Source organism: Streptomyces sp. P1-3 (assembly GCF_050613155.1).
Lineage (GTDB): Bacteria > Actinomycetota > Actinomycetes > Streptomycetales > Streptomycetaceae > Streptomyces.
On the sequence record NZ_CP192512.1, the window covers coordinates 4,260,695 to 4,287,118 of the forward strand.

The window sequence follows — 26,424 nt, forward strand, 5'->3', positions numbered from 1 at the left end:
AGTGTCCGGCCATGGCTTACGACTTCCAGGTGACCATCGACTCGGCCCATCCTCACGTGCTCGCCGACTGGTGGGCCGATGCCCTCGGTTGGGAGGTGGAGCCGAGTGACGAGGCGTTCATCCGGCGCATGGTCGCGGAGGGCCGCGCGAGGGAGGAGGACACGACCACCCACCACGGCACGCTCGTGTGGAAGGTCGGCGCCGCCATCCGCCATCCGGAGGGCACGGACCGCGCGCCACGCGTTCTCTTCCAGCTCGTGCCGGAGCCCAAGACGGTCAAGAACCGGGTGCATCTGGACGTGCGCACGGGGTCCGACAGCATGGACGACGTGGTCGAGCGGCTGACCGCCAAGGGGGCGACGTTCCTGCACCGAGGCCGCCAGGGGCCCTCCACGTGGGTCACCCTCGCCGACCCGGAGGGCAACGAACTCTGCGTCACGGAGTAGGCCGCGGCGGGGCGGTCACCGGTTCGGCCCACGCCCGCTGGCCCGCCGTGTACCGCCCCAGGAGTCTTGACCCTGGCATGTGACATCCGTCCGGCCATCGTCGAGAGTGAGGGAGCGCCGGTCATGGCGAAGAAGCTGTACGTCGGCAACTTGACCTACCAGGTGACGGAAGACGACCTTGTGAATCTCTTCGGACGGTACGGCGAGGTGCTGGACGCCCAGATCGTCTACGACCGCGATACGAATCGGTCCAAAGGCTTCGGCTTCGTCGAGATGAGCCGGGGCGCGGCCAAAGCCATCACCGAACTCGACGGATCCGAGCTGGACGGCCGCAACATCAGCGTCAACGAGGCCCGGGCCAGGGAGGACCGCCGCATGCCCGGCTAGGCCACCCGCTCCACCGGGTCGGCCGGAGCAGGGCCCGCGGGCCCTGCCTCCACCGTCGGCGCGGCCGTCGGCAGCGCCCGCATCAGCAGCCAGTAGCCCGCCGCCGCGACCGTACCCACCACCGCGCACCCGCCCCACAGCCAGCCCGCCCCGTACCGGTCGATGACCTGGCCGGACAGGAGCGGGGCGGTGAGACCCGCCGCGGACCAGGACATGGTGTGCATGCCCTGGTAGCGGCCGCGGCCGTGGGTGGGGGAGAGGCGCACCACGAGGCCCATCTGCGTCGGCAGGTTCACGATCTCCGCGAGGGTCCACACGCACACCGTCAGCGCGTACACGCCGAGCGAGCCCGCGAACGCGGTCAGCCCGAAGCCGTACCCCGTCAGCAGGGCGGAGAGGGCGAGCAGCAGCCGCGGGTCGCGGTGCTCGACGTAACGGGTGACGGGAATCTGCAGGGCGACGATCAGTACGCCGTTGGCCGCGATCGCCAGCCCGTAGTCCGAGCTGGAGAAGCCTTCCGCGCCCATGGTCACCGGCAGGCCCACCGACCCCTGCTGGAAGAGGAAGGCCATGAGGAAGGACAGCCCGACGAGGGCCATGAAGCGGCGGTCCCGCACCACCGTGCCCAGGCCGATCTCCGGTTCGGCGGCCGCGCCCGGACCGGCCGGGCGGTCCGGGCGGGACTCCGGAAGCTTGGCGAAGACGACCAGGGCGCACACCAGCGTCATGGCGGCCTCGATCAGGAAGCCGGCCTGGTAGCTGTACTCGGCGAGCAGGCCCGCGCCGGTCGAGGAGAACGCGAAACCGAGGTTGATCGCCCAGTAGTTGAGCGAGAAGGCGCGGACCCGGTCCTCGGGGCGCACGATGTCGGCCATCATGGCCTGCACCGCCGGGCGGGAGGCGTTGCTGGCCATGCCGACGGCGAACGCGACGGCCGCGATGGCGACCGGGTGCGTCATGAAGCCGAGGACCGCCACCGACACCGCTGTCGAGAGCTGGGCGACGAGCATGGTGGGCCGCCGCCCGAGCCGGTCGGTCATGACCCCGGCGCCGAGCGCGGCGACGACGCCGCCCAGCCCGTGCAGCGAGGCGACCAGGCCGGCGTACGTGGCCGAATAGCCGCGCTCCATGGTCAGATACAGCGCCATGAAGGTGGCCACGAAGGCGCCCAGCCGGTTGACCAGTGTGCTGGTCCACAGCCACCAGAACTCCCGGGGCAGCCCCGAGACGCTCTCTCGTACGGCCCGTTTCGCGGTCGCAGCGGACAGCATCTTTCCCCCGAATCCCCCGACGATGTAAGCCCACGATGCCCCACGATGTAAGTGGCTCATGCGGTAGCTGTACCTTACGGCCCGATGATCCCCGGCCGCCAGTCTTTTGACTGGACACGTCAAACAAGGCCGCGATGCGGACGTCGTCGGGCGGGCTCAGCGGCGTCTATTACGCTCAGGGGCATGGCCGACGCACCGTACAAGCTGATCCTCCTCCGCCACGGCGAGAGCGAGTGGAACGCGAAGAACCTGTTCACCGGCTGGGTGGACGTCAACCTCAACGAGAAGGGCGAGAAGGAGGCGGTCCGCGGCGGTGAGCTGCTGAAGGACGCCGGCCTGCTGCCCGACGTGGTCCACACCTCCCTCCAGAAGCGCGCGATCCGCACCGCGCAGCTGGCGCTGGAGTCCGCCGACCGCCACTGGATCCCGGTCCACCGCTCCTGGCGGCTCAACGAGCGGCACTACGGCGCGCTCCAGGGCAAGGACAAGGCGCAGACCCTCGCCGAGTTCGGCGAGGAGCAGTTCATGCTGTGGCGCCGCTCGTACGACACCCCGCCGCCCGCGCTGGAGGACGGCGCCGAGTGGTCGCAGAGCGGCGACCCGCGCTACGCCTCGATCCCGCCGGAGCTGCGGCCGCGCACCGAGTGCCTCAAGGACGTCGTCACCCGCATGCTGCCGTACTGGTACGACGGCATCGTCCCGGACCTGCTCGCGGGCCGCACCGTGCTGATCGCCGCGCACGGCAACAGCCTGCGCGCGCTGGTCAAGCACCTCGACGGCATCTCCGACGCCGACATCGCGGGCCTGAACATCCCCACCGGCATCCCGCTCTCCTACGAGCTGGACGCCGAGTTCAAGCCGCTGAACCCGGGCGGCACCTACCTCGACCCGGAGGCCGCGGCCGCCGCCATCGAGGCCGTGAAGAACCAGGGCAAGAAGAAGTAGTCCGGCCGCGGGGAGAAGTCGTCCCCGCGCGGACGTGGCAGAGCCCCCGACCGGATGCCGGCCGGGGGCTCTCCGTACACGTCGTACGGTTCAGGTTCAGCTACAGCTACCGCCGCATTGGCACGAGCCGCCCTGCTGGCAGCCGCAGCTGCAGCCGGGGCCGCATTGGCAGCCGCTGGCGGGCGGGGCCGGGTTCGGGACGGAGGGGCCTGTCATGGAGTGACCTCCTTGAGTCGGTCGGAACCTGACGTAGCCCATTGGACCGCCACAGGTACGGGCGCATCAACGGCGCGTGGAGGTAAAACGCCAAGTCCGGCCATCTCCCGCAACAGTGGCCCCTCAGGCCCCTTCGACCGGACCGCTCACGCTCCCTCGACCGGGTCCGCCGCCGCTGCGATCTCGTCCGCGTGCTCGCCGGTCACCAGGTACACCACGCGCTTGGCGACCGAGACCGCGTGGTCGGCGAACCGCTCGTAGTAGCGGCCCAGCAGCGTCACGTCCACGGCCGTCTCGATGCCGTGCTTCCAGCGGTCGTCCATCAGGTGCTGGAACAGGGCGCGGTGGAGCAGGTCCATCGCGTCGTCGTCCTGCTCCAGCTGCATCGCCAGGTCGACGTCCTTGGTGATGATGACCTCGGCGGCCTTGGCCATCAGCCGCTGCGCGAGCTGGCCCATCTCCAGGATCGTGGCGTGCAGGTCGCGCGGTACGGCCGACTCGGGGAAACGCAGCCGGGCCAGCTTGGCGACGTGCTGGGCCAGGTCGCCGGAGCGCTCCAGGTCCGCGCTCATCCGCAGGCTCGTGACCACGATCCGCAGGTCGGTGGCGACCGGCTGCTGCCGGGCGAGCAGGGCGATGGCGCGCTGCTCCAGGTCCCGCTGGAGGTCGTCGACCTTGCCGTCGGCGGCGATCACGCTCTCGGCGAGCTTGAGGTCAGCGTCGAGAATCGCCGTGGTGGCGCGGCCGATGGCCGAGCCGACGAGCCTGGCCATCTCGACCAGGCCCTCGCCGATCGAGTCCAGCTCCTCGTGGTACGCGTCCCGCATCAGTGACCTTCTCTCCCTGTGAACCTGCGTGTGGTCGATGACTTCCAAGGTCCGGCCGAAACGCGTCGCGCGGCGGCATCCCGTATGAACCCCCACCATCACCCCGGTGAACTCTAGGGAACATACGTTTTCACTACGACCGTAAGAGTGATCCTGGTCACAAGGATGTGGCATGGTGCAGGTCAGGTGTACGGAGGGCGACGGAGGAGGTACGCCAACTGGGCGAAGGCGGTAAGCGCACCGTACGGAGTGAACCGGCGCCGACCCCCCGGTGAACTCTCGGCAACGTCTGTTCGAGGGCTCCGGTCAGCGGCTGTGGAGGTGTCTCGATCCGTGCATAACCTGGATGCATGAACGTGGACGCGGCCGTCGCCGCAGTGGCAGCGATCGCCGGGGTATGCACCGGCGTCATCGCCATGCTGGCGTTCCGCTGGAGCGAGCGTGACCAGGCCAAGCCCACCCGTACCTCGCTGCACACCGAAGCCGCGCTGCCGCCGGGTGTGGACACCGTGCTGTCGGTGCTGCGCTCGTCCGCCGTGGTGCTCGACGAGGCGGACGCGGTGGTCAAGGCCAGCTCGGCGGCGTACGCCCTGGGCCTGGTACGAGGCGGGAAGCTCGCCGTGGAACCGATGCTGGCCATGGCCCGCGACACCCGCCGCGACGGAGAGATACGGCAGATCGAACTGGACCTGCCGCGGCGCGGCACCGGCCGCGGCGACGCGCTGGCGGTCTCCGCCCGGGTCGCCCCGCTGGGCTCCCGGCTCGTCCTGCTGCTGGTGGAGGACCTCACCGAGGCCCGCCGGATCGAGGCCGTGCGCCGCGACTTCGTCGCCAACGTCAGCCATGAGCTCAAGACCCCGGTCGGTGCGCTGTCCCTGCTCTCCGAGGCCGTCATGGACGCCTCCGACGACCCCGAGGCGGTCACCCGCTTCGCCGGCCGGATGCAGATCGAGGCGACCCGGCTGACCAGCCTGGTCCAGGAGCTGATCGACCTCTCCCGGGTGCAGAACGACGACCCGCTGGAGGACGCCGAGCCGGTCCGGGTGGACGAACTGGTCGCCGAGGCGATCGACCGCTGCCGCCACCAGGCGGGCACCAAGCAGATCAACATCGCCGCGGGCGGCACCGCCGAGCTGCACGTCTGGGGCAACCGCGGCCAGCTGGCGGCGGCCCTGGGGAACCTCGTGGAGAACGCGGTCAACTACAGCCCGGCCCGCACCCGGGTGGGCGTCGCGGCCCGGCGCGTCAACGCGCCCGGCGGAGACCTGATCGAGATCGCCGTCACCGACCAGGGGATCGGCATCTCTACGACGGACCGCGAGCGGATCTTCGAGCGGTTCTACCGCGTCGATCCGGCGCGCTCGCGGCAGACCGGCGGGACCGGGCTCGGTCTCGCCATCGTCAAGCACGTGGCCGCCTCGCACGGCGGGGAGGTCACGGTGTGGAGCGCCGAAGGCCAGGGCTCCACCTTCACCCTGCGGCTTCCGGAGGCCGGCAGCGTCCGGGACCGGGCCGAGGCGGAGCGGAAGCTCCGCCGCGGTGGCCGCCCACTGATCGGTCCTGACGACCTCGAAGGCGAGGAGCAGGACCGGGCGTACGAGACCTTCACCAACGATCCACTCTCTGCCCCGGAGGTCCTTCCGTGACCCGAGTGCTCGTCGTCGAGGACGAAGAGTCGTTCAGCGACGCGTTGTCGTACATGCTCAGAAAGGAGGGGTTCGAGGTCGCGATCGCGACGACGGGGCCCGAGGGGCTGGATGAGTTCGAGCGGAACGGCGCCGATCTGGTGCTGCTCGACCTCATGCTGCCGGGCCTGCCCGGTACGGAGGTCTGCCGCCAGCTGCGCGGCCGCTCCAACGTCCCGGTCATCATGGTGACCGCCAAGGACAGTGAGATCGACAAGGTCGTCGGCCTGGAGATAGGAGCCGACGACTACGTGACCAAGCCCTTCTCCTCGCGCGAGCTGGTCGCCCGGATCCGCGCCGTGCTGCGCCGCCGCGGCGAGCCGGAGGAGGTCGCCCCGGCGGCGCTGGAGGCGGGGCCGGTGCGGATGGACGTGGACCGGCACGTGGTCACCGTCGACGGCGGCAAGGTCGACCTGCCGCTGAAGGAGTTCGACCTGCTGGAGATGCTGCTGCGCAACGCGGGCCGGGTGCTGACCCGCATGCAGCTGATCGACCGGGTCTGGGGCGCGGACTACGTCGGCGACACCAAGACGCTGGACGTCCACGTCAAGCGGCTCCGCGCCAAGATCGAACCGGACCCGGGCGCGCCGCGCTACCTGGTGACGGTGCGCGGACTGGGCTACAAGTTCGAGCCGTAGAGAGCAGCGCCGTACGAGGCGCCGCGGTCCATCGGCGCATGACAGCAGCGGGCGGCCCGCCGGATTCGATCCGGCGGGCCGCCCGCTGTCGCGTGGGCGTCGGTGCCCATCTGTGTCAGTGCCCGGCGTGGCCGTTCGGGTCCGGCTCGCCCGAGGCGATGCCCTGGCCCTGCGGCGGCGTGGTCGCCGTGCCGTTCGGCTTGGCCGGCACGGTGCTGCCGTTCGGCTTGCCCGGGTTCTTGTCCCCGGCCTCGCCGCCCGGGGACGCCGGGGCGGTGCCGGTGGGCGTGCCCGCCGGGGTGGTCGGCGTGGCCGGCTGCGTCGGCTTCGGGGCCGGCGGCTTCTCCGGGCCCCACTTGTCGAAGTAGCTGGTGGCCGGGACGACGAACGCCTTCAGCTCGACCTCGCCCGTCTTGTTGAAGTCGAAGACGACGGACTGGGCGTCGCCGTCGCGGGCGGCCTCCCGGCCGTTCTCGATGACCGCCGCGGCGTTGCCCTTGCCGCCGAGCGTCAGCTCGCCGTGCTCCGGGACGATCAGCTCGCCCGTGCCCTTGGCCGGGGAGAGCTTGACCTTGGTGTCGCCGACGGTGATGGCCTTGAGCGCCTGCGGGCCGTCGCCGTTGTTGAAGATCCGGGCCGTGATCACGGCCGGCCCCTTCGTCTTGCGGTCCGGCTGCGTGACGACCGTCACGTTCTGGATCTTGATGTTGCCGACCGACGTCGCGGCGTTGTCCGGCTTGATCTCCAGTGACTGCGCGTCGTTTCCGGCCCCGCAGGCGGAGAGCGGGGCGAGCGAGAGCACGAGGGCGGTGGCGGCGAGGGCGCCGCGTCGAAGGTCGCTGCTCACGGCGGCGGCATCTCCTAGGACGAAGTAAAGGTTGGATCAGCGGGCTTAGGTTACCGAGCCGCCCCCGCGCCGCCGCACCCGACCCGCCCCGAGACGATCTCCGGTAGGTCGGAATATCGCGTCGGTGTCTGGAGCGGGGATTATCGGTAAGGAATGCGGAGAGCTCCGGGAGAATTGATCAAGATGATGATCATGTATGGCGTGATCAATTCGGGAATCGCTCGGGTCGCGGCGCCTGGCGACCGAACGGAGTAGCGGAAGTTCCGCCGGTGGACTCCGGCAAAACGGGACGTACAACCACTCGCATGGCCGTTCCGGAAGCCGTAACGTGCCCGTTTCACTTCCCCTGGACAGCGGCTCCCACCTGCGAATACCCGGTTCCGCACCCCCCTCGAAGCACGTCGCGGCCGCTGTTGTCAAGCCCCGAGATATGCCCTGACCTGCGGAAACGCCATTCAGAACGGGGCGCTCACGTGTTACCCTGGATAGCCACGGAAGGGGTACCTGTCACATGACGTTCAAGGTTGGCGACACCGTGGTCTATCCCCATCACGGGGCCGCGCTGATCGAGGCCATCGAAACTCGCCAGATCAAAGGCGTGGACAAGACCTACTTGGTGCTGAAGGTCGCGCAAGGCGACCTGACGGTTCGTGTGCCAGCGGACAATGCGGAGTTCGTCGGTGTGCGCGATGTGGTCGGCCAGGACGGGCTGGACCGGGTCTTCGAGGTGCTGCGCGCACCGTACGCGGAAGAGCCGACGAACTGGTCCCGTCGCTACAAGGCAAATCTTGAGAAGCTCGCCTCCGGCGACGTGATCAAGGTCGCCGAGGTCGTGCGCGACCTGTGGCGTCGTGAGCGGGAGCGTGGACTGTCCGCCGGTGAGAAGCGCATGCTCGCGAAGGCCCGCCAGATCCTGGTGAGCGAGCTCGCCCTCGCGGAGAGCACGAACGAGGACAAGGCAGAGGCCCTGCTCGACGAGGTTCTCGCGTCCTGACACCGTGTTGGATCCAATGTTGCGTTGGATCCGATGCAGTGGCTTGATTCACAGCGTCGATGCCGTGGCGCCCGCGACCTGACATGGTGACATTTGTTCCGTGTCCGCTGTCGCCGGGCGCTGCGGCATCTGTGCGTACCTTGGACGTACTGGGCGTGCCGGGCCCGGGCAGCTGGCGCGACCAGTCGTCACGGAAGGGGTCGGTCGGGCACATCACGCCTGGCACTCTCCCAAGCTCTACGAGCAGGGGGTACCCCCAGCCCATACCCATTTCGGCCGAGGAAGCAAACCTGAACGCCAACGCAATGTCCGCCTCCGGGGCAGCTGAGCGCTCCGAGCGGCCTTCCCGCACCGCCGCGGTCATCCCCGCGGCCGGCCGTGGCGTGCGCCTCGGCCCCGGCACCCCCAAGGCGCTCCGCGCGCTCGGCGGCGTACCGATGCTGGTCCACGCCGTACGGGCGATGGCCGGATCCCGGGCCGTCTCCCTCGTCGTCGTGGTCGCGCCGGCGGACGGCGCCACCGAGGTCCGCCACCTCCTGGACGAGTATCTGCAGCCCGGCTCCACCGACGTCGTGGTCGTCCCCGGCGGCGCCACCCGCCAGGAGTCGGTCCGCCTCGGCCTGGCGGCGCTGCCGGAGGACATCACCACCGTTCTCGTGCACGACGCCGCCCGCCCGCTGGTCCCCGTCGACACGGTGGACGCGGTGGTCGCGGCGGTACGGGACGGGGCGCCCGCCGTCGTACCGGGCCTGCCGCTGGCCGACACCGTCAAGCAGGTCGACCCGCGCACCGGCGATCGGGCGGGCGAGCCCGAGCCCGTCACCGGCACCCCCGAGCGCGCCCTGCTGCGCGCCGTGCAGACCCCGCAGGGCTTCGACCGCGCCACGCTGGCCGAGGCGCACGCGAAGATCGCCCTTGAGGGTGAAGGCGCGACGGACGACGCGGGCATGGTCGAACGGCTCGGCGTCGAGGTCGTGGTCGTGCCCGGCCACGAGGAGGCGTTCAAGGTGACGCGGCCGCTGGACCTGGTGCTGGCCGAGGCAGTACTCGCGCGGCGGAGGGCCACCGATGGCTTCTGACGGTACGGGCCCGGTGCTCCCGCTGGTCGGGATCGGCACGGATGTGCACGCCTTCGAGCGCGGCCGGGAGCTGTGGTGCGCCGGGCTGCGCTGGGACGACGCCGAGTACGGCCTCGCCGGGCACTCCGACGGCGATGTCGCCGCGCACGCCGCGTGCGACGCGCTGTTCTCCGCCGCGGGCGTCGGCGACCTCGGCGCGCACTTCGGCACCGACCGCCCCGAGTGGTCCGGCGCGTCCGGCGTCACCCTGCTGACCGAGGCCGCCCGTATCGTGCGGGCCGCCGGCTTCGAGATCGGCAACGTGGGCATCCAGGTGATCGGCGTACGGCCCAAGATCGGCAAGCGGCGGGACGAGGCGCAGCGCGTGCTGTCCGAGGCGGTCGGCGCGCGGGTCGCCCTGTCCGGTACGACGACGGACGGACTGGGGCTGACGGGCCGGGGCGAGGGGCTGGCGGCGATCGCCACGGCGCTGGTGTACCCGGCGCGGGCGTAGCGGCTGGTCCTTCCGGCGTAACGTGCGTGGCCCTACGGGTGGAAGCGGGATGCCGGCAGGCTCCCGGCACGGTCGGGCGCGGAACACGTATCCGTACGCGGCCCGCGAGGGCTTGACCCGGAAGGAAACCACCCGTGCTCTCCGACGAAGTCAAGGCCCTGCTGGACACGCCGGTCTTCGTCACCCTGGTGACGCTCAACGACGACGGCAGCCCGCAGGCGTCGCCGACCTGGGTGACGCGAGACGGCGACGACGTGCTGATCTCCACCACCGAGGGGCGCCGCAAGGAGCGGAACCTGCGGCGGGATCCACGGGTGTCGGTGGTGGTGCAGCCGTGCGACGCGCCGTACACCTACGCGGAGATCCGCGGCCGGGCGCAGCTCTCCTCGGAGCGCGCCCAGGAGCTGATCGACGACCTGTCGATGAAGTACACCGGCAGGAAGTACGCGGAGTTCAACCCGGCGGCCGCGGACGACGCGCCGCGCGTCATCGTGCGGATCACGCCCACCCACATCACCGGCATGGGCCTCTGACCGGTCCCCGCCGTGTCACGCTTCGATGACCTCGTGCCGCGGGGTCGCGGGGCACCACTGCGTTCCGTCTACCCTTGATGCGTGACTATTCGCCTGTACGACACCAGCGCCCGGCAGATCCGTGACTTCACTCCGCTCGTTCCGGGCTGTGTCTCGATCTACCTGTGTGGCGCGACCGTGCAGGCCGCCCCGCATATCGGGCACATCAGGTCGGGGCTGAACTTCGACATCATGCGCCGCTGGTTCGCCTACCGCGGCTATGACGTGACGTTCGTGCGGAACGTGACCGACATCGACGACAAGATCATCGCCAAGTCCGCGGACCAGGGGCGTGCGTGGTGGTCGATCGGGTACGAGAACGAGCGCGCGTTCAACGCGGGCTACGACGCGCTCGGCTGCCTGCCGCCCACGTACGAGCCGCGGGCCACCGGACACGTGCCGGAGATGATCGAGATGATGCGCGGGCTCATCGAGCGGGGCCACGCGTACGCCGCCGAGGGGAACGTGTACTTCGACGTGCGCTCGTACCCCGGCTATCTGGAGCTGTCCAACCAGTTGTTGGAGAACCTCCAGGCGGCGGGGGACGTCGAGACCGGCAAGCGGGACCCGCGTGACTTCGCGATGTGGAAGGCGGCCAAGCCGGGCGAGCCGTCGTGGGAGACCCCGTGGGGGCGTGGGCGTCCGGGCTGGCATCTGGAGTGCTCGGCGATGGCCCACAAGTACCTGGGCCGGGCGTTCGACATCCACGGCGGTGGGATCGATCTGATCTTCCCGCATCACGAGAACGAGATCGCGCAGGCGAAGGCGTTCGGTGACGACTTCGCGGCCTACTGGGTGCACAACCACTGGGTCACCATGAGCGGCGAGAAGATGTCGAAGTCGCTGGGCAACTCGGTGCTGGTGACGGAGATGGTCAAGCAGTGGCGGCCCATCGTGCTCCGCTACTACCTGGGCACCCCGCACTACCGCTCGGCGATCGAGTACAGCGAGGAGGCCCTGCGCGAGGCCGAGTCCGCGTTCGCGCGGATCGAGGGCTTCATGCAGCGTGTCACCGAGCTGACGGGGGAGCCGGTCGAGCCCGCGCCGGAGGTGCCGCCGGCGTTCGCCGAGGCGATGGACGACGATCTGGGGGTCCCGCAGGCGCTGGCGATCGTGCACACCACCGTCCGGCAGGGCAACTCCGCTCTTGCCGCCGATGACAAGGATTCGGCGGTGGCGCGGCTGGCGGAGGTGCGGGCGATGCTCGGCGTGCTCGGCCTGGACCCGCTGGACGAGCGGTGGGCGGGGGTCCCGGAGCGCGGTCAGGATCTGCACGGGGTGGTGGACTCCCTGGTCCGGTTGGTGCTGGACCAGCGGCAGGCCGCCCGCGCCCGCAAGGACTACGCGACCGCCGACGCCATCCGCGACCAGCTCCAGCAGTCCGGGCTGGTCATCGAGGACACCCCCGCCGGCCCCCGCTGGGAGCTCGGCTCGCGCTGACCTCGCCTTTTGTGCCGCCCGGTCGCCCGGGCGGCACACTGTTGACCAGTAGCACGTACGTACGTTTGCTGAGCAGTGCTGAGCAATGAAGAGACAGGTGACATTCATGGCCGGCAACAGCCAGCGCAGGAACCGCCGTACCGCCAACAAGAAGGGCGCGACGGTCGGCAGCGGCGGCAAGCGGCGCCGCGCCCTCGAGGGCAAGGGCCCGACCCCGCCCGCCGAGATGCGCAAGGGACACGTCAAGCAGCGTGCCGCGAACGCCCGCGCCAAGCAGGCGGCCCGCCGCCCGGCGCCCCGGCGCGGCGGCCCCAAGGGCACCAACGAGCTGGTCGTGGGCCGCAACCCGGTGGTGGAGGCGCTCCGCGAGGGCGTCCCCGCGAACGCGCTGTACGTCCAGCAGTTCATCGACAACGACGAGCGGGTCCGCGAGGCGCTCCAGCTCGCGGCCGAGCGCGGTGGCATCAACCTCATGGAGGCGCCGCGCCCCGAGCTGGACCGGATGACGAACGGGCTCAACCACCAGGGCCTGGTGCTCCAGGTGCCGCCGTACGACTACGCCCACCCGGAGGACCTCCTCGACGAGGCCGCCACCGCGGGCGAGGACCCGCTGATCGTCGCCCTCGACGGGGTCACCGACCCGCGCAACCTGGGCGCGGTGGTGCGCTCGGTGTCCGCGTTCGGCGGCCACGGCGTGGTCGTGCCGGAGCGGCGCGCGGCCGGGATGACGGCGGGCGCGTGGAAGACCTCGGCGGGCACCGCGGCCCGTACGCCGGTCGCGCGCGCCACCAACCTCACCCGGGCGCTCGAGTCGTACCAGAAGGCCGGGCTCACGGTCGTCGGCCTGGCCGCCGACGGCGAGGCCGAGCTCCAGGACCTGGAGGTGCTCGACGGCCCGGTGGTGATCGTGGTCGGCAGCGAGGGCAAGGGCCTGTCGCGGCTGGTCGGCGAGACCTGCGACGTGCGGGTGCGGATCCCGATGCCGGGTGGCGCGGAGTCGCTGAACGCGGGCGTCGCGGCCGGTGTGGTGCTGTACGAGGCGTCGCGCCGCCGCGCCTGACCCCCGGGGCGCGCCGTCGCACGGGCGGCGGCGCGTCGTACACCCGATCGCCGTTTGACGGGTCTCGGACACTTCGCCCCGGGTGAGGCAGTGTCTTAAGCGCGGGTCACTCGGTTAGATGAGTGTGGACACCAGAAAACCCCGCACGCCTACGGGGGGACGCTCACCGGGATTCGATGACGAGCCGCATCTGATCATGGCCAAGGTGCCGAGTGATCCCGCGCAGGTCATCGTCAATCACGCGAGCTTCCGTGTGCAGCTCGCCAGTCCGGTCACGGGCAGCACGCTGGATGACACGGAGCGGCTGGACGCCGTGCCGGCCGGGACCCGCCGCCGCCCTGTGGTGTGGAGCGGGCGCACCGAGCCGGGTGGCGACCCGGCGGCGCAACTGCTCCAGGCCGTCCGGCACTCGGGCCGGACCTGGGCCTCGGGCGCCGCGGAGGAGGAGGCCGGTGCCACCCAGGTGCTGCCACGGGTGGGCCTGGACGGCACCCGGCGGCCCGCCGACCCCGCGGCCACCGTCGTGGGTCCGCGCAGCCCGCAGGACCGGCACGACCCGTTGCAGGAGACCGCCCAGCTGCCCGCGGCCCGCATGGCATACGAGGAGTACGACGGGTATGGCACGGGCGCCGCGGGCGGCTCCGGGGGCCGGTCCGAGGACGGGCGGGAGGGTCGCGGCGAACGCCTGGCGGCCGGTCGGCGGTTCGTGAGGGCCACGCGGACCGCGGAGCCTGACGAGTCCGCCGGGGCCGAGGAGTCCGCCGGGTTCGCCGGGGCCGAGTCGTCCCGTCGGCAGCGGCGCGCCGGCGCGTCGGCGTCGTCCGCCGGTGCGTCGAGCGTGCGGCACGCGTACTACCCGGGCCGCCGGATGAACCTCGGCGTCGTGCTGCTGCCCATGAGGGTCTTCCTGGGCCTGATCTCCGTCTACGCGGGGATGGGCAAGCTCTCCGACCCCGTCTACTTCGACGGCGGCCGACGCGGCTCGATGGTCACCTGGCTCCAGTCGCTGCACCCGTGGCCGGTCGCCGAGCCGCTGCGGGACTTCGCGCTGAGCCACCCGGTCGGTGCCGGGCTGACCGTGGCGTTCCTCCAGGTCCTGGTCGGCGTGCTCACGGTCCTGGGGCTGTGGCAGCGGGTGGCGGCGGCGTTCGGCGCGCTGCTGTCGGCCGCCCTGCTGGTGACGGTGAGCTGGCGGACCGTTCCGGCGTACGACGCGCCGGACATCATCTATCTCGCCGCCTGGAGCCCGTTGATCATCGCGGGCGCGCCGGTGTACTCGGTGGACGCGCGGCTGGCGAGTGAGGCGTGGCGCCGGCTGGGCCCGCGCGTCGAACTGGCGCAGCTGCGGCGGCGGGTGCTGCGCCGGGGCACGGTCATGGTGGCCGTGGTGTCGGGTCTGACGCTGCTGTTCGGGTCGATGCTGGGCGGGGCGGTGCGCTCGTCCGACATGGTCAACGCCCCGGGCCCGAGCGATCTTCCGACCAATGACCTGCCCGGTTCACCGCTGCCCCGGAAGTCCGGGGAGCGCGGGCAGCGGCACACCACGGGCCCGGCGGGGACGGCCGGTTCGCCGTCCGCGCGCGAGCGCAGCGCACGCCCGTCGGCGTCGGCGTCGTCCTCCGCCGGGCCGGGGGCGGCGCGCGAGTCCGCGGCGACCACCGGGGCCGGCAGCGTCCCCAGCCAGACGCAGGGCGCCACGCAGGGGGCGCAGTCCCGGCAGCAGGCCCCGCAGCGGAAGCCGGACGCCCCGGCGGTGACGTCGGGACCGGCTTCGGGCGGATCCACCGGCAGTGATGGGACGGGCGGAGGCTCGTCCGGCGACAGCGGTGCCGACAGCGGCGGGGCGCTGGGCGGGCTGCTCGGCTGAGAAGCGGAGCTCGGCGGCTCCTTCGGGCCCGTACGGAGAGTGAGAACGCTCCGTACGGGCCCGTTGCGTGTGCGACCGCGGTGGGGCCCGTTGCGTGTGCGACCGGGGTGGGCCCGGGCAGATGCGTCAGCTCGTCGGCCGGGCGGGGAGGTGGAAGACCGGGCTCAGGCGTGAGCCGCGAGCTCCTTCGCCGCCTCCGTGAGGTCCTTCGCCGTGTCGATCGCGCGCCAGTACGCACCATGCGGCAGCGGGAAGCCCGCCAGGCGGCGTTCCCGCGCCAGCCGGGGGAAGGTGGTGCGCTCGTGGTCGCCGCGGTCGGGCAGCAGCGCGGTGAAGTCCGATGAGAAGACGTAGACGCCCGCGTTGATCAGGTAGGGCGAGGGCGGCGACTCGATGAAGTCCAGGACGTGGCCGAACTCGTCGGTCTCCACGGCGCCCCACGGGATGCGCGGGCGGGCCAGGGCGAGCGTGGCGACGGCGTCGCGCTCGCGGTGGAAGTCGGCCATGTCGCGCAGCGAGAAGCGGGTCCAGATGTCGCCGTTGGTGGCGTACCAGGGCTGGTCCGGGTGAGGGAGGGAGGCGGCGGCGTACTTGAGGCCGCCGCCGCGCCCGAGCGGCTCGGACTCCACGACGGTGGTGACCCGCAACGGGAGGTCGGCCGAGCCGAGCCAGTCCTGGAGGACGTCGGCGAGGTGGCCGCAGGAGACGACGGCGTCGGTGACGCCTTCGGCGGCCAGCCAGGCGAGCTGGTGGCCGATGATCGGCGTCCCGGTGCCGGGGATCTCGACCATCGGCTTGGGCCGGTCGTCGGTGTACGGGCGCAGCCGGGAGCCCTGGCCTCCGGCCAGGACCACGGCCTGGGTGGGGCGTACGGGCTGTGCGGGCGGCTGCGGGGCTGTGCGGGTGTCACCGGTCATGGTGCGCACCCTATGCGGTGCGGGCGGGGGGTCGGCGGCGCGGGCGGGCCGGGCGACCCGCCCGCCGCGGGTGGCGGCGGGGGGTCAGTCGCGGGCCTGGAGGACACCGGACGCGTACGAGGTGTCGCACACCGGCCGGGCGTAGGACTGGGCGCGGTCGGTGGAGCGGCGGTACTTGGCCGCCGCGGCGCGGCCGAGCGCGCGGGCGATCTTGGCGCAGTGCTTGGCCAGCGAGGGGCGGCGGTTGGTCTCCTCCTGGAGGTGGCCGAGGGCGACGCCCGGGTTCTTCTCCTGGAGCTCGGCGAGGAGCCGGTCGCGCAGCTGCTCGTGCGGGGCGAGGCGCTGGGCGCGGGTGGAGGCCTTGTCTGCGGAGGCGGTGAGGAACTGCGACTCCGCGCGCGGGTCCGCCCACGGGACGCGGGTGACCGCGAGGGTCCCGGACAGGACGAGCACGACGGGGAGGACGAAGGCGAGAGTTCTGCCGATGCGGCGGGCTGCGGTGTTCACGGGGGTTCCTCGCGGAAGTTCGGGGAGGGAACTGCGACTACGCCCGCGATCGTAGCGAGGAGTGATGATTTGGAGACATTTAGTCACCCTGTTGAGGGACAGGAAGTGCGGAATATGGCATTCCGTGTTGACGTACGGGCTCGAAATGGCCCTTGTGTCGGGGTATTTGTCGACAGCGCGGCTCCGGCGGCGCCGCCCTTCCGCGGGTGCGGAGGGGCGGCGCCGCCGGAGCCGGATGTGTGCGGCCCGGTCGCTCTGGGCCGGACGCGCGCGGGTTCGGTCGCTGGGAGCCGGCCGCGTGCCTGGGTCAGTCGCTGAGACGCTCGCCGGTGGAGGTGGAGAAGACGTGGGTCTCGCCCGGGCGCGGGACCACGTGCAGGACGGCGCCCTTGTCCGGGACCTGGCGGCCGCCCACCCGGACCACGATGTCCTTGACCACGCCGCCGACCTCCGCGGTGCCGTAGACGTAGCCGTCGGCGCCCAGCTCCTCGACGACGTTGACGGTGACGGCGACGCCGGCCGGGGCGTCCGCGGTCTCCTTGGACAGTGTCTTGGCCGCTTCGCCGCCGCCGCGCTCGACCACGTCGAAGTGCTCGGGCCGGACGCCGACGGTCACGGTGGTGTCGCCCTTGTCGGCGGCCGCGGACAGCGCCTCGCGGGAGACCGGGACGACGCTGTTGCCGAACTTCACGCCGCCGTCGGTGATCGGCACCTCGACCAGGTTCATGGCCGGGGAGCCGATGAAGCCCGCGACGAAGAGGTTGGCCGGGCGGTCGTACATGTTGCGCGGCGAGTCGACCTGCTGGAGGAGCCCGTCCTTGAGCACCGCGACCCGGTCGCCCATGGTCATGGCCTCGACCTGGTCGTGGGTGACGTACACGGTGGTGATCCCCAGCCGCCGCTGGAGGCCGGCGATCTGGGTGCGGGTCTGGACGCGGAGCTTGGCGTCGAGGTTCGACAGCGGCTCGTCCATGAGGAAGACCTGCGGCTCGCGCACGATGGCGCGGCCCATCGCGACCCGCTGGCGCTGACCGCCGGAGAGCGCCTTGGGCTTGCGCTCCAGGTACTCGGTCAGGTCCAGGATGCGGGCCGCGTCCTCGACCTTCTGCCGGATCTCGGCCTTGTTCACGCCGGCGATCTTGAGCGCGAAGCCCATGTTCTGGGCGACGGTCATGTGCGGGTACAGCGCGTAGTTCTGGAACACCATGGCGATGTCCCGGTCCTTCGGCGGCAGGTGGGTGACGTCGCGGTCGCCGATGCGGATCGCGCCGCCGTTGACGTCCTCCAGGCCGGCGAGCATGCGCAGGGAGGTGGACTTGCCGCAGCCGGAGGGGCCGACGAGGACGAGGAACTCGCCGTCCTCGATCGCGATGTCGAGCTGGTCGACGGCGGGCTTGTCGCTGCCCGGGTAGATCCGGGTGGCCTTGTCGTACGTGACCGTAGCCATGGTGATGTGTCCCTTCACCGGCAGGAACGTGCCGGACGATCCGAGTAAAGGTGTGTTTGTCGGGTCCACGGGGTGGACCTTTCGGTGACGCTACCCGGCGCGGGGCCCGGTGTCAGTAGCCGGACACCTGTGAAGTTCGCCGAGCGTGTGTGGGGAATCCGGCCCGGGGCACGGCGCGGCGGTGGGTACACTTCTGGTGACTCGCCGACTTAGCTCAGCTGGTAGAGCACCGCTCTTGTAAAGCGAAGGTCGTCGGTTCGAACCCGACAGTCGGCTCTGTGTGCACTGCGCTGACCTGGGATTTCTTCCCGGGGAGGCGCTTTACGCGGCCTCGGACTCCCCGTCCGGGGCCGTTTGCGTGCGCGGTGCGTGAGCGGACGGGACGCGAGGCCCCGAGGTCTCGCTGGAAGGTTCGAGGACCGGGACCGTGTCGGAGTCCAGCGCGCCGGAGCGCTTCCAGTGCAGGATGCGCCCAACCGGGCCTGCAGGTTGCCGCCGAGCGGATGCGCTACACAGCGACCCTCGCCTGAAGGCCACTGAGCACCGTCTGCGCCGCGTTCGCATCCGCATCAACGAGGCCAGTGTGCTGGCGAAGAAACTACGCCGGAACGACGTCGACAACAGCGCGGAACGGAAGTCGACGCCCTGCTCGCCGCCGACGACGGCGCCGTGAGACTCGCTGCGGCCGACGACGCCAAGGATCAAGACGAACGCAGTCTCGCGCTGCGCCATCCCCTGCTACCGGGTCGCTGGGAGAACGCCCTGAGGGAACTCAGTTACATGGCCGCAGAGCGGGCTCGCGCAGAAACTCCTCATGCCTTGGGAACGCTTCCGGACGACTTTTACGCCCTTCCCCAAGAGGAAGCGATCGGGGTGCTCAATGCCCGACGCTTCCGCGCGGCCCTTCAACAGCGGCGCCTGGAGTACAAGCGGCACCTCCGCCAGATCACCCAAACGTTGCGCGAGCGGGTACGCGGAAGCGCATACGTGATCGCCCTAGCCGAAGCCAAAGCAACGGCCAGCCAGCTCCTTGCCGGAGGACACGCGCCCGAGTACGCCTTCATCCGCGCTCAGCTGCGTCCACATGAAAGTGCACGACGGTGTTCTGTCCATGTCGCTCGTCAGCAGCCCTCAGCGTGCCGAGATCAAGCGCCGAGTCTTGGCGGCCTTGGCAGAGGGCACGTGGCAGGACCGACGCTGAACGGGACAGACGCTCGGCCGCCTCCGCCTCCGCGCGCTGGCGGCGCACGTCGACGTCGATGTCGCAAGTAACACGTTCTGTCCCGGCGCCCAGTCGGGTGAGCGACTGGCGAGTGCTGCGTCTACCCGCTGCCGGAGGGGGCGACCATGCCGGCGAGGGCTTCACTCAAGGGAAAGGATTCTCCGTGCGCCGTGCATTGATCGTCGTCGATGTGCAGAAGGACTTCTGCGAGGGTGGCAGTATTCCGGTGAAGGGCGGCGCGGACAGGGCCGTCGCCATCGCGGACCTGGTGCGGCGCGCTGACGGGAGTTACGCGTACATCGTGGCCACCCGCGACCACCACATCGACCCGGGGGCCCACTTCTCCGAGCACCCGGACTTCCAGAACTCCTTCCCCGCGCACTGCGTCGTCGGCAGCGAGGGAAGCGGGTTCCATCCGAACTTCGCGCCCGCCGTCGCCTCCGGGGCCGTCGACGAGGTCTTCTACAAGGGGGCATACTCCGCCTCGAAGAGCGGTTTCGAGGGCGCGACCCAGGATGGCACGCCACTGGCCGACTGGCTGCGTGCGCGCGACGTCAGCGATCTCGACGTCGTCGGCATCGCCACCGACCACTGCGTGAAGGCCACCGCGCTGGACGGCGTACGAGCGGGCTTCGCGGTACGGGTCCTGCTCGACTACACCGCCGGCGTCGCCGCCGACACCACCAGCACCGCGCTCAGCGAGCTGCGCCACGCAGGTGTGGTGCTGAGCGGCGAGCCGGTTGTCCTCGCCTGAAACAGCTGCCGCTTCCGCCTAGGGTCTGTCAGTCCCTTGCGGCCGTGTGAGGCGTTGCCGCGCGGCGCTGATCAGCGAAGACAGCACCACTCGGCATGACGGTTCTGGGCGGCTCCGGACCCTCCGTCCGGGGGATGGGCGGGCGTTCGTCCATCCCCCGGACGGGCGCCGCTAGCGGCGCGCGGTCAGCACGGACGCGGTGCCTGTCCACTGGGAGCCGGTGGGCTCGTGATTGGCGGTGACGTCGATGGTCCGGCCCGAGGCCGAGATGTCGGACCCGTTGTGCGGCTTGGCACGGTCGGCCGGCAGCTTCATGGACACCCACTTCTCGCCGGCGCGGCGGAGCACCGCGCTGCCGGCGTCATCCGTCGCACCCGCCAGGACGACGGGGGCACCCTGGCTGAACGTGACCGATCGGAGCCCCGGGGTCCCCTTCGGCAGCGGGACGTCGGTCCACTTCCCGCCGTCGTACTTCAGGGCCAGCCCCTGCCAGGTGCCGTCGGACTGCTTGGCCTCGCCCACAGCCCACACCTGTCCGTCCGGCCCGGCGGCGACCGCGGTCAGGCCCGCGCGCTCGGCACCGAGGTCGGGAGCGGCGACCTTGCTCCAACGGGTGCCGTCGTAGTGCAGCAGCAGCGGCTTCGCGGCGCTCTCGTTGAACGTACTGCCGACCGCCCACACATCGTCGGCGGCGAGTGCCGCGACGCTGTCCAAGCTCCAGCCGCCCTTTCCTTCACTGAAGTCCGGGAGCTTCTGCGCCTTCCAGCGGTTGCCGTCCCAGTGCTGGAGCATCCCCACGTTGCGGGAGCCGTCCGCATCGCGGACCTGCGTCCAGCCCGCTCCCCAGGCGTCGTTGGGGGCGCGGGTGTCGACGGAGAGGAATCCGGCCTCCATGGTCCCGCGGGGCACCGGAGCGATCGCGGACTTCCAGGCCGTGCCGTTCCAGCGCTGCGTCACCACGCCGCCGGCCTGCTCGGCGTAGTCACCGCCCACTACGGCGTTGCGCGGCGAAGAGGCGTCGACGTCGTTGAACCGGACGTCGTAGGACTGGGGTACGGGCGCGGTCCGCACCTGCTTCCACCCGGAGCCCTTCCGATCGTCACGCTCCCACAGGGTGGGTATGAAGTCGAAGGTGTCCCCCCTGGGGATCATCCGGGCGCCGGCCACCCAGGTGGTGTGCGCGTCGGGCCGGGTCGAGGCGAAGGCCGGGGCGTTGCCCTGCGACACCTTCGACTCGCTCCACCCGGCGGTGCGCGCCGAGGTTCCGGACGGCGAGGTTCCCGACGGGGTCGAGGGGGCGGCGAACGCCGACGTCGTGCCCGCGGCCACCAGGATCGCGGCGCTCACCGCGATCGCGCCGCGGACGCCGCGGCTGCTGTGCAACTTCTTCACGTTACGGCCTTTCACGTGGATGTCAGAGGAACGTCCGACTCGGGTGCCGAGGACGTCCGCTCAGTAACTGTCCGCGGAAAGAGGGCGGTTCCTCGGAAAGGTTCCTCGGAAGGAGGGCGGTTCCTCCGTCGTGAAAGCCGAATGCGACTGTGCCGGCGCCGGGTTCAGCCGTGGCTGTGGAGGGCCTGGTGCCGGTGGTCCTTGGGCGTGGTGCCGTAGGCGGCGCGGTGGGTGCGGCTGAAGTCGGTCGCGCGGGCGAAGCCCCAGCGGGCGGCGATCGCGTGGATGGGGACGGTGCGGAGCGCCGGGTCGGCGAGGTCGCGGCGGGCCGCCTCCAGGCGCAGGCGGCGGATCCACGCGGCGACCGTGGTGTCCTCGTCCTGGAAGAGGCGGTGCAGGTAGCTGGTGGAGATGTGGTGTGCGGCGGCGATGCTGCCCGGGGTGAGGTGCGGGTCGCGCAGGTGCTCCCGGATGAACGCCTGGATGCGCAGGGTGAGGGCCCGTCGGTGGGTCTCCGGGGGGAGGCGGTCGCCGGCTTCGAGGATGTGGGCGAAGAGCGCGGCGACCAGATCGGTCAGGACGGTGCCCAGCCGGGGTCCGTCGGACGGCTGGTACGCGGCCGTGTCCTCGGTCAGCTGGGTGAGGAACCCCGCCAGCAGCGCACCCATCCCGTCCCGGGCCGACATCGGCGCCCCGACGATCCGGCCGGCCATGTCGCGCGGCAGCGGCAGCAGGGCCTTGGGAACCTCCAGCGCCACCGTCTGGACCGGGTCCCCGGTGCTGTGGACGTCGTTCGGCAGCGAGGAGGAGTTGATGAACAGGTCGTGCGGCTTGTATTCGGTTTCCCGGTGCCTCCACACGCCGACGCCGCCCCCGCGTACAACGAGTGACAGGTGGTATACCTCGGGGTCGGACTGCCGGATCAGCTTCGGCGTGCGGAGGAAGACCAGCGGCTGGAAGGTGCCGGACCACACGGTGACGGCACCGAGGTCCAGCACCCCCTGGGAGGCCCGGAAGTCGGCGGCGTGGTCGCTGCGCAGCCCCATAGGCGCATGCGTACGGGCCAACAGCTCGGCCCAGTAGTCGAACCGGTCCGCCGCGGGCACATCGTCACTCCGGAACACCATCTCGTCCAACAACTGTCTCTCACCGTCTCTGAAACTGCCGGTCAAGGGCCCCCACGGGGTCACACGGTGTACTGGACGCCCCGGTTCCACCTGCGCGTCGTGGAGGACCTCGGCTTTCGTGTACCCTCCGCGGGTCGCCTGAGGGGCGGCCCGCCTGTCAACAAGTGGCCATGGGCTATCGGTCCGGCTACGGACAGGCGCTTCTCCTGTGCGCTGTGCATTCGAAGGGCGGTCCTCTGCGGATGGTGCCCGGCGCGGGGTGCAACTTGCTGACAATCCCGGTGTCGCCGCGGCGCTCTATTGTGCGCGGACTGCCGGAGAGCGGCGTTTTTACTCGATCTTTACCAACTCAGGTGCGTTGACTGGGTTGCAACGCGCGAACTAACCTCCCGCGTCTAGCCACTTGTGGCGGGACTTTCTCGCCGCATTGCAGCGACCGGCTCGGAAATCCTTACCGGGGAGTTAAGAGCCGATTACTTACAGGTGGCACGACGGGGCGCGCGATCATGGGGACGCGTGCCACAGGGGGAGTCATGGCAGAACTGTCGAAGGCGGACGCGCGAGCAGACGGTGTCGAGCACGCGCTCATGCAGGCGGGTGAGCTCATCGAGTCCGCTGTTTCCATGCGCCGCAGTACACCCGCTGAGCGATCACCGATGGTGCTGGTGAGTGACGAGCCCGCGGTCGCCCGGGAGATCGAGACACTGCTGGACCGTGCCGAGCGCAGTCTCAGCGTGATCATGCCGGGCAGCTTCGAGCGGGCCAGACCGATCATCCCGTTGCTGGGGAAGCTCAGTGCCGTCGGGCACGCGGGGATCGAGGTCCGGGTGCTCTGCACTCCGCAGGTGCTGGCCCCGCTCGGCCTGCTGGCCGCCGCCCGGCACGGCGCGCCCGGCTACGAGGTGCGGGTGACGGAAGTGGACCTGCGGGGCCTGGTCATCATGGACCGCAGGCTGGCGTTCGGCCGTACGGGGCCGGAGCGCGACGGCCGGTACGCGTCGCGTTTCGGCGATCCGGGCTCGGTGCGGGCGCTGGACCTGATGTTCGCCGGTGCCTGGGGCAGCGCGATCCCGCTCGCCGAGCATCTGAGGCTCGCCGAGCGGATGCGGACCGAGCCGGTGCGGCTCATCCTGGGGCGGCTGCGCGCCGGGCACACCGACGACGTGGGGGCCAAGCAGGTCCAGGTCTCCTTGCGCACCTACCGCCGGCACGTGGCGGCGATCATGCGCGATGTGGGTGCGAACACCCGCTTCCAGGCGGGAGTACGGGCGGTCGAGCTGGGGCTGCTGTCCGACGGCAAATGACGTAGCCGGTTCGGCTTGATGATTTCACGGGGTATGGGGTTACGGGGTGAGGAAGTTGAGCGATCCCGCGCCATCGGGATCCGACACCGGGGGACGTTCTGGCGGTGTCGAAAACGGAGCCTTAAGCAATGTCGAAAGCGGGCCGGTCGAGGACGATATAGAGCAGGAACTGCTCGCGGTCCGCGCACTCATAGAATCCACGGTCGTCAAACACCGTGACCGGCGGAACGCATGGGTGGCCGCGGTGGAATCGGGCGAGGAGGAAATCCTCGTGACCGCCCGGGAACTGCTCGCCGAGGCGGCGGACCAGGTGGACGTGGTCCTCGCCGCGGAGGCGGCACACGCCCGCTTGCTGCATTCCGTACTGGACGACTGGCTCACGGCCGGCGGCGGCGACACCGTACGCATCCGGCTGCTGTGTGCCCACAACGCCCGTCACTGGGACCTGGTGCAGCGCCAACTCGAGGACGAGCGGCCGACGGAGGTGCGGGTCGCCCGGATGCCGCTGCTGGCGGCGCTGATCGTCGACGGCAGGGCCGCGCTGGTGTGCGCGGACTCGACGGTCGGCCGCCGCGCCTCGGCGATCCGGGACCCGGGGGTCATCGAGACGCTCCAGACGCTGTTCGACGGCATCTGGCAGAACGCGGTGGTGGTGAGCGAACGGATCGAACTGGGCGACCGGGCCCGCAGGGAGATGGTCCGGATGATCCTGGACTGGCTCCGGCTGGGGGTCACCGACGAGGTGGCGGCGCGGCAGCTGTCGGTCTCGGTCCGCACCTACCGGCGCTACGTGGCCGAGATCATGACGCTGCTGGGGGCGAACTCCCGGTTCCAGGCGGGGGTGCGGGCGGCGGAGCTGGGGCTCCTGCCGGTCATGCCCGCGCACCGGGTCCCCCAGCCCAGGCGCTGACGGCCGAGGGGGAAAAAGGCTGATGGCGGGGGAACGGATGGATTCTCGGACTTCGCGGCTCTTAGCGCGGCGGGCGCGCCACCGCGTCTTCTGGCAGCTTCCTGATAGCGCCGTTGCGGCTGTTCGGGAGCGGCGGCTAGACAGAGCGCAGAATTCTGATTCGGCGGCAGCTTGGAGGGAATTCCCACCGGCGGTCCTGGGCTCCCGGTCCGCCGGGAGTGGCCGGCACGACGAGGAGGCACTCATATGACGACCTCTACTCCCGAGAGGGTGACCTCCACCCCCGAGCGGGTGCAGAGCGGGGTCGGTGTGCTCGACAAGGCCTCGCTCCTGCTCGGAGTGCTGGAGTCAGGCCCGGCCTCGCTGTCGAGACTGGTCGCCGACACCGGGCTGAAGCGTCCGACGGTGCACCGCCTCGTGCTCGCGCTGGAGCGGCTGGCGCTGATCGCCCGGGACACCCAGGGCCGGTTCATCCTCGGCCCCCGGCTGGGCCTCATGGCCGCCGAGGCATGCCGGGACCACATGGTGGCGACGGCCGAACCGGTGCTGCGCGAGCTGTGCGACGCGACGGGCGCCAGCGCCCGGCTCTACCGACGGCGCGGCGACATGCGGATCTGCGTGGCCGAGGTGGCGGTGCCCGGCAGCTCGCCCGCGCGGGACCGGGTGCCGGTCGGCGTCGCCCTGCCGTTGAACGCCGGCCCCGTCTCCCAGGTGCTGCTCGCCTGGGAGCGGCCGGAGGCGCTGCACGAACGGCTGCGCGGCGCGCGGTTCACCGTGACCACCCTCGCCGGGGTACGGCGCCAGGGCTGGGCGCAGAGCACCGGCGGGCGGGAGCACGGCATCGCGGCGGTGGCCGCTCCGGTGCGCGGCGCCGGCGGGCGGGTGGTGGCGGCGCTGTCGATCTCCGGCCCCGTGGCGCGGATGTCCGCCGTCCCGGGCCGGCTCTACGGCAGCGCGGTGATCGACGCGGCGCTGCGGTTGAGCAACACGGCGGTGGGCTGACGGCGTACGGCCCCGGGGCACGGCTTGCCGGCCGCGGGGCACGGCGCCGGGTGCCGCCTGGTGTGCAATACGCCGCGGTGGCAGCTTCCTGAAGCGGCTCTTGCACGGAGCGCCGGCGCCGGTTAGACCAGAGCGGGAACGGAAGACCCTGCGGATTCCCGCGGTTCGAGGCCTGCTCAGTTCTTCGGCGTTAGCCTCCCGTCCTCGTTCCACCCAGCAGCGGTCCCCGGCGAGGAGGCGAGCGGACGATGGCCGTCGGCACCGAGAGCACCTGGTTCCGCAGATACCCGGTCACCCGGCCCCGCGCCCGTCTGCTCTGCCTCCCGCACGCGGGTGGCTCCGCCAGCTTCTTCCACCCCTGGGGGCACGCCCTCGGGGCGGACGTCGAGGTGCTGGTGGCGCGCTACCCGGGGCGCCTGGAACGGATCGCCGAGCCGTGTGTCGAGCACATGGAGCCGCTGGCCGAGGCGGTCACCCAGGAGATCCTGCCGTTCCTGGACGTGCCGCTGATGGTCTTCGGGCACAGCATGGGCGCCTCGCTGGCGTATGAGGTGGGGCTGCGGCTGGAGAAGGAGCACGGCACCGCGCTGGCACGGCTGTTCGTCTCCGCCCGGAGGCCCCCGCACAAGGTGGTGCCCAGTCAGGCGTACCTGGGCGGCGACGACGCGCTCATCGCCGAGGTGCGGCGTCTGGGCGGCACGGACTCGAGCCTCTTGGACGACCCCGACATGCGGGAACTGGTGCTCCCCGCGATCCGGGCCGACTTCCGGATCGTCGGGACGTACGAACCGCGCCCGCCCGTCGCGCTGGGCTGCCCGATCGTCGCCTACGCGGGCGACAGCGACCCCGCCGTGAACATGACGGACATGCGGGCGTGGCGCGATGTGGCCACCGGCGGGTTCGCCGCCAGGGAATTCCACGGCGGGCACTTCTATCTGACGGGGCAGCGCCCGGCTCTCCTCCGGGATCTGGCCGCCCGCATGGCGTGAGTCCCTGCCTCGCCCCGAACCATGAGGCCATGCGTGTGAGGCCATGCAGTGCGGCGCGGCCGCCAAGGGCCGGGGCGGGCCGGGCC

General features: G+C 71.2%; 25 protein-coding genes and 1 tRNA gene. 18 read left to right on the top strand and 8 right to left on the bottom strand.

Annotated elements, in window-relative coordinates:
* Positions 1-11 precede the first annotated feature (11 nt).
* Both ACQUSR_RS18355 and ACQUSR_RS18360 read left to right on the top strand, forming a co-directional pair.
* Positions 12-446 (top strand): VOC family protein, encoded by a 435-nt coding sequence (locus ACQUSR_RS18355; RefSeq protein WP_431043647.1) that lies wholly within the window; start codon positions 12-14, stop codon positions 444-446.
* A gap of 123 nt (positions 447-569) precedes the next feature.
* Positions 570-833, top strand: a complete 264-nt coding sequence (locus ACQUSR_RS18360) for an RNA recognition motif domain-containing protein (RefSeq protein WP_431043648.1) — start codon at positions 570-572, stop codon at positions 831-833.
* On the opposite strand, the gene ACQUSR_RS18365 is transcribed toward ACQUSR_RS18360, so the two are convergent.
* Positions 830-2,104 (bottom strand): MDR family MFS transporter, encoded by a 1,275-nt coding sequence (locus ACQUSR_RS18365; protein ID WP_431043649.1) that lies wholly within the window; start codon positions 2,102-2,104, stop codon positions 830-832. The two genes, ACQUSR_RS18360 and ACQUSR_RS18365, sit on opposite strands and share 4 nt — an antisense overlap.
* A gap of 183 nt (positions 2,105-2,287) precedes the next feature.
* On the opposite strand from ACQUSR_RS18365, the gene ACQUSR_RS18370 reads away from it, so the two are divergent.
* Positions 2,288-3,049 carry a phosphoglyceromutase gene (locus ACQUSR_RS18370; RefSeq protein ID WP_431043650.1) on the top strand — a complete coding sequence of 254 codons (762 nt, stop codon included), beginning with the start codon at positions 2,288-2,290 and terminating at the stop codon, positions 3,047-3,049.
* Positions 3,050-3,411: 362 nt separating this feature from the next.
* Here the strand turns inward: ACQUSR_RS18370 and phoU are convergent, their stop codons facing one another.
* Positions 3,412-4,092, bottom strand: a complete 681-nt coding sequence (phoU, locus tag ACQUSR_RS18375) for a phosphate signaling complex protein PhoU (protein ID WP_431043651.1) — start codon at positions 4,090-4,092, stop codon at positions 3,412-3,414.
* A gap of 350 nt (positions 4,093-4,442) precedes the next feature.
* On the opposite strand from phoU, the gene ACQUSR_RS18380 reads away from it, so the two are divergent.
* Positions 4,443-5,738, top strand: a complete 1,296-nt coding sequence (locus tag ACQUSR_RS18380) for a sensor histidine kinase (RefSeq protein ID WP_431043652.1) — start codon at positions 4,443-4,445, stop codon at positions 5,736-5,738.
* Positions 5,735-6,415, top strand: coding sequence for a response regulator (locus ACQUSR_RS18385; protein ID WP_431043653.1), 681 nt, complete (start codon positions 5,735-5,737; stop codon positions 6,413-6,415). Before ACQUSR_RS18380 ends, ACQUSR_RS18385 begins: the two co-directional genes overlap by 4 nt.
* Before the next feature lie 115 nt (positions 6,416-6,530).
* Here ACQUSR_RS18385 and ACQUSR_RS18390 read toward each other — a convergent pair whose 3' ends face one another.
* On the bottom strand, positions 6,531-7,262 hold the full coding sequence (locus tag ACQUSR_RS18390; RefSeq protein WP_431043654.1) for a DUF461 domain-containing protein: 732 nt from the start codon (positions 7,260-7,262) through the stop codon (positions 6,531-6,533).
* 511 nt (positions 7,263-7,773) lie between these two features.
* Here ACQUSR_RS18390 and ACQUSR_RS18395 point away from each other — a divergent pair.
* From ACQUSR_RS18395 to ACQUSR_RS18425, 7 genes are all read left to right on the top strand, one after another.
* On the top strand, positions 7,774-8,256 hold the full coding sequence (locus ACQUSR_RS18395; RefSeq protein ID WP_009716930.1) for a CarD family transcriptional regulator: 483 nt from the start codon (positions 7,774-7,776) through the stop codon (positions 8,254-8,256).
* A gap of 305 nt (positions 8,257-8,561) precedes the next feature.
* Positions 8,562-9,335 (top strand): 2-C-methyl-D-erythritol 4-phosphate cytidylyltransferase, encoded by a 774-nt coding sequence (gene ispD / locus ACQUSR_RS18400; protein ID WP_431043655.1) that lies wholly within the window; start codon positions 8,562-8,564, stop codon positions 9,333-9,335.
* Positions 9,325-9,828 carry a 2-C-methyl-D-erythritol 2,4-cyclodiphosphate synthase gene (ispF, locus tag ACQUSR_RS18405; RefSeq protein ID WP_431043656.1) on the top strand — a complete coding sequence of 168 codons (504 nt, stop codon included), beginning with the start codon at positions 9,325-9,327 and terminating at the stop codon, positions 9,826-9,828. The genes ispD and ispF overlap by 11 nt, the downstream gene beginning before the upstream one ends.
* Before the next feature lie 134 nt (positions 9,829-9,962).
* Positions 9,963-10,361, top strand: a complete 399-nt coding sequence (locus ACQUSR_RS18410) for a PPOX class F420-dependent oxidoreductase (protein ID WP_431043657.1) — start codon at positions 9,963-9,965, stop codon at positions 10,359-10,361.
* Positions 10,362-10,442: 81 nt separating this feature from the next.
* On the top strand, positions 10,443-11,840 hold the full coding sequence (gene cysS, locus ACQUSR_RS18415; protein ID WP_431043658.1) for a cysteine--tRNA ligase: 1,398 nt from the start codon (positions 10,443-10,445) through the stop codon (positions 11,838-11,840).
* A 106-nt stretch (positions 11,841-11,946) separates the two neighbouring features.
* The gene (gene rlmB / locus ACQUSR_RS18420; protein ID WP_431043659.1) at positions 11,947-12,900 is read left to right on the top strand and encodes a 23S rRNA (guanosine(2251)-2'-O)-methyltransferase RlmB; all 954 of its coding nucleotides are present in this window, start codon (positions 11,947-11,949) and stop codon (positions 12,898-12,900) included.
* Positions 12,901-13,018: 118 nt separating this feature from the next.
* Complete coding sequence (locus tag ACQUSR_RS18425; protein ID WP_431043660.1) at positions 13,019-14,767, top strand: DoxX family membrane protein; 1,749 nt, start codon at positions 13,019-13,021, stop codon at positions 14,765-14,767.
* A 164-nt stretch (positions 14,768-14,931) separates the two neighbouring features.
* Here the strand turns inward: ACQUSR_RS18425 and ACQUSR_RS18430 are convergent, their stop codons facing one another.
* The 3 genes from ACQUSR_RS18430 to ACQUSR_RS18440 form a co-directional block, all read right to left on the bottom strand.
* Positions 14,932-15,684 (bottom strand): nucleotidyltransferase family protein, encoded by a 753-nt coding sequence (locus tag ACQUSR_RS18430; protein ID WP_431043661.1) that lies wholly within the window; start codon positions 15,682-15,684, stop codon positions 14,932-14,934.
* Positions 15,685-15,768: 84 nt separating this feature from the next.
* Complete coding sequence (locus ACQUSR_RS18435; RefSeq protein WP_431043662.1) at positions 15,769-16,191, bottom strand: hypothetical protein; 423 nt, start codon at positions 16,189-16,191, stop codon at positions 15,769-15,771.
* Between the two features lie 307 nt (positions 16,192-16,498).
* Entirely contained in the window at positions 16,499-17,638 is a 1,140-nt protein-coding gene (locus ACQUSR_RS18440) for an ABC transporter ATP-binding protein (RefSeq protein WP_431043663.1), read from the bottom strand.
* A 203-nt stretch (positions 17,639-17,841) separates the two neighbouring features.
* On the opposite strand from ACQUSR_RS18440, the gene ACQUSR_RS18445 reads away from it, so the two are divergent.
* Positions 17,842-17,914, top strand: a tRNA-Thr gene (locus ACQUSR_RS18445).
* 1,109 nt (positions 17,915-19,023) lie between these two features.
* Positions 19,024-19,614 (top strand): isochorismatase family protein, encoded by a 591-nt coding sequence (locus tag ACQUSR_RS18450; RefSeq protein WP_431043664.1) that lies wholly within the window; start codon positions 19,024-19,026, stop codon positions 19,612-19,614.
* Positions 19,615-19,785: 171 nt separating this feature from the next.
* Here the strand turns inward: ACQUSR_RS18450 and ACQUSR_RS18455 are convergent, their stop codons facing one another.
* The gene (locus ACQUSR_RS18455; protein ID WP_431043665.1) at positions 19,786-21,006 is read right to left on the bottom strand and encodes a hypothetical protein; all 1,221 of its coding nucleotides are present in this window, start codon (positions 21,004-21,006) and stop codon (positions 19,786-19,788) included.
* 164 nt (positions 21,007-21,170) lie between these two features.
* A complete protein-coding gene (locus ACQUSR_RS18460; RefSeq protein WP_431043666.1) occupies positions 21,171-22,145 on the bottom strand; it encodes a helix-turn-helix domain-containing protein in 975 nt (324 codons plus the stop codon).
* Positions 22,146-22,666: 521 nt separating this feature from the next.
* Here ACQUSR_RS18460 and ACQUSR_RS18465 point away from each other — a divergent pair.
* The 4 genes from ACQUSR_RS18465 to ACQUSR_RS18480 all read left to right on the top strand — a co-directional run bounded on the left by ACQUSR_RS18465 (position 22,667) and on the right by ACQUSR_RS18480 (position 26,338).
* The gene (locus tag ACQUSR_RS18465; RefSeq protein WP_431043667.1) at positions 22,667-23,437 is read left to right on the top strand and encodes a helix-turn-helix transcriptional regulator; all 771 of its coding nucleotides are present in this window, start codon (positions 22,667-22,669) and stop codon (positions 23,435-23,437) included.
* A 271-nt stretch (positions 23,438-23,708) separates the two neighbouring features.
* Positions 23,709-24,347: a LuxR family transcriptional regulator gene (locus ACQUSR_RS18470; RefSeq protein WP_431043668.1), complete on the top strand. Its 639-nt coding sequence runs from the start codon at positions 23,709-23,711 to the stop codon at positions 24,345-24,347.
* Positions 24,348-24,593: 246 nt separating this feature from the next.
* Positions 24,594-25,349 carry an IclR family transcriptional regulator gene (locus ACQUSR_RS18475; protein WP_431043669.1) on the top strand — a complete coding sequence of 252 codons (756 nt, stop codon included), beginning with the start codon at positions 24,594-24,596 and terminating at the stop codon, positions 25,347-25,349.
* 248 nt (positions 25,350-25,597) lie between these two features.
* On the top strand, positions 25,598-26,338 hold the full coding sequence (locus ACQUSR_RS18480) for a thioesterase II family protein (protein WP_431043670.1): 741 nt from the start codon (positions 25,598-25,600) through the stop codon (positions 26,336-26,338).
* The last annotated feature ends 86 nt before the right edge of the window (positions 26,339-26,424 follow it).

Coding starts and splice junctions, on each gene's coding strand:
- ACQUSR_RS18355 (WP_431043647.1), top strand. CDS start 12: ATGGCTTACGACTTCCAGGTGACCATCGACTCGGCCCATCCTCACGTG.
- ACQUSR_RS18360 (WP_431043648.1), top strand. CDS start 570: ATGGCGAAGAAGCTGTACGTCGGCAACTTGACCTACCAGGTGACGGAA.
- ACQUSR_RS18365 (WP_431043649.1), bottom strand. CDS start 2,104: ATGCTGTCCGCTGCGACCGCGAAACGGGCCGTACGAGAGAGCGTCTCG.
- ACQUSR_RS18370 (WP_431043650.1), top strand. CDS start 2,288: ATGGCCGACGCACCGTACAAGCTGATCCTCCTCCGCCACGGCGAGAGC.
- phoU (WP_431043651.1), bottom strand. CDS start 4,092: ATGCGGGACGCGTACCACGAGGAGCTGGACTCGATCGGCGAGGGCCTG.
- ACQUSR_RS18380 (WP_431043652.1), top strand. CDS start 4,443: ATGAACGTGGACGCGGCCGTCGCCGCAGTGGCAGCGATCGCCGGGGTA.
- ACQUSR_RS18395 (WP_009716930.1), top strand. CDS start 7,774: ATGACGTTCAAGGTTGGCGACACCGTGGTCTATCCCCATCACGGGGCC.
- ispD (WP_431043655.1), top strand. CDS start 8,562: ATGTCCGCCTCCGGGGCAGCTGAGCGCTCCGAGCGGCCTTCCCGCACC.
- ispF (WP_431043656.1), top strand. CDS start 9,325: ATGGCTTCTGACGGTACGGGCCCGGTGCTCCCGCTGGTCGGGATCGGC.
- rlmB (WP_431043659.1), top strand. CDS start 11,947: ATGGCCGGCAACAGCCAGCGCAGGAACCGCCGTACCGCCAACAAGAAG.
- ACQUSR_RS18425 (WP_431043660.1), top strand. CDS start 13,019: ATGAGTGTGGACACCAGAAAACCCCGCACGCCTACGGGGGGACGCTCA.
- ACQUSR_RS18430 (WP_431043661.1), bottom strand. CDS start 15,684: ATGACCGGTGACACCCGCACAGCCCCGCAGCCGCCCGCACAGCCCGTA.
- ACQUSR_RS18440 (WP_431043663.1), bottom strand. CDS start 17,638: ATGGCTACGGTCACGTACGACAAGGCCACCCGGATCTACCCGGGCAGC.
- ACQUSR_RS18465 (WP_431043667.1), top strand. CDS start 22,667: ATGGCAGAACTGTCGAAGGCGGACGCGCGAGCAGACGGTGTCGAGCAC.
- ACQUSR_RS18475 (WP_431043669.1), top strand. CDS start 24,594: ATGACGACCTCTACTCCCGAGAGGGTGACCTCCACCCCCGAGCGGGTG.
- ACQUSR_RS18480 (WP_431043670.1), top strand. CDS start 25,598: ATGGCCGTCGGCACCGAGAGCACCTGGTTCCGCAGATACCCGGTCACC.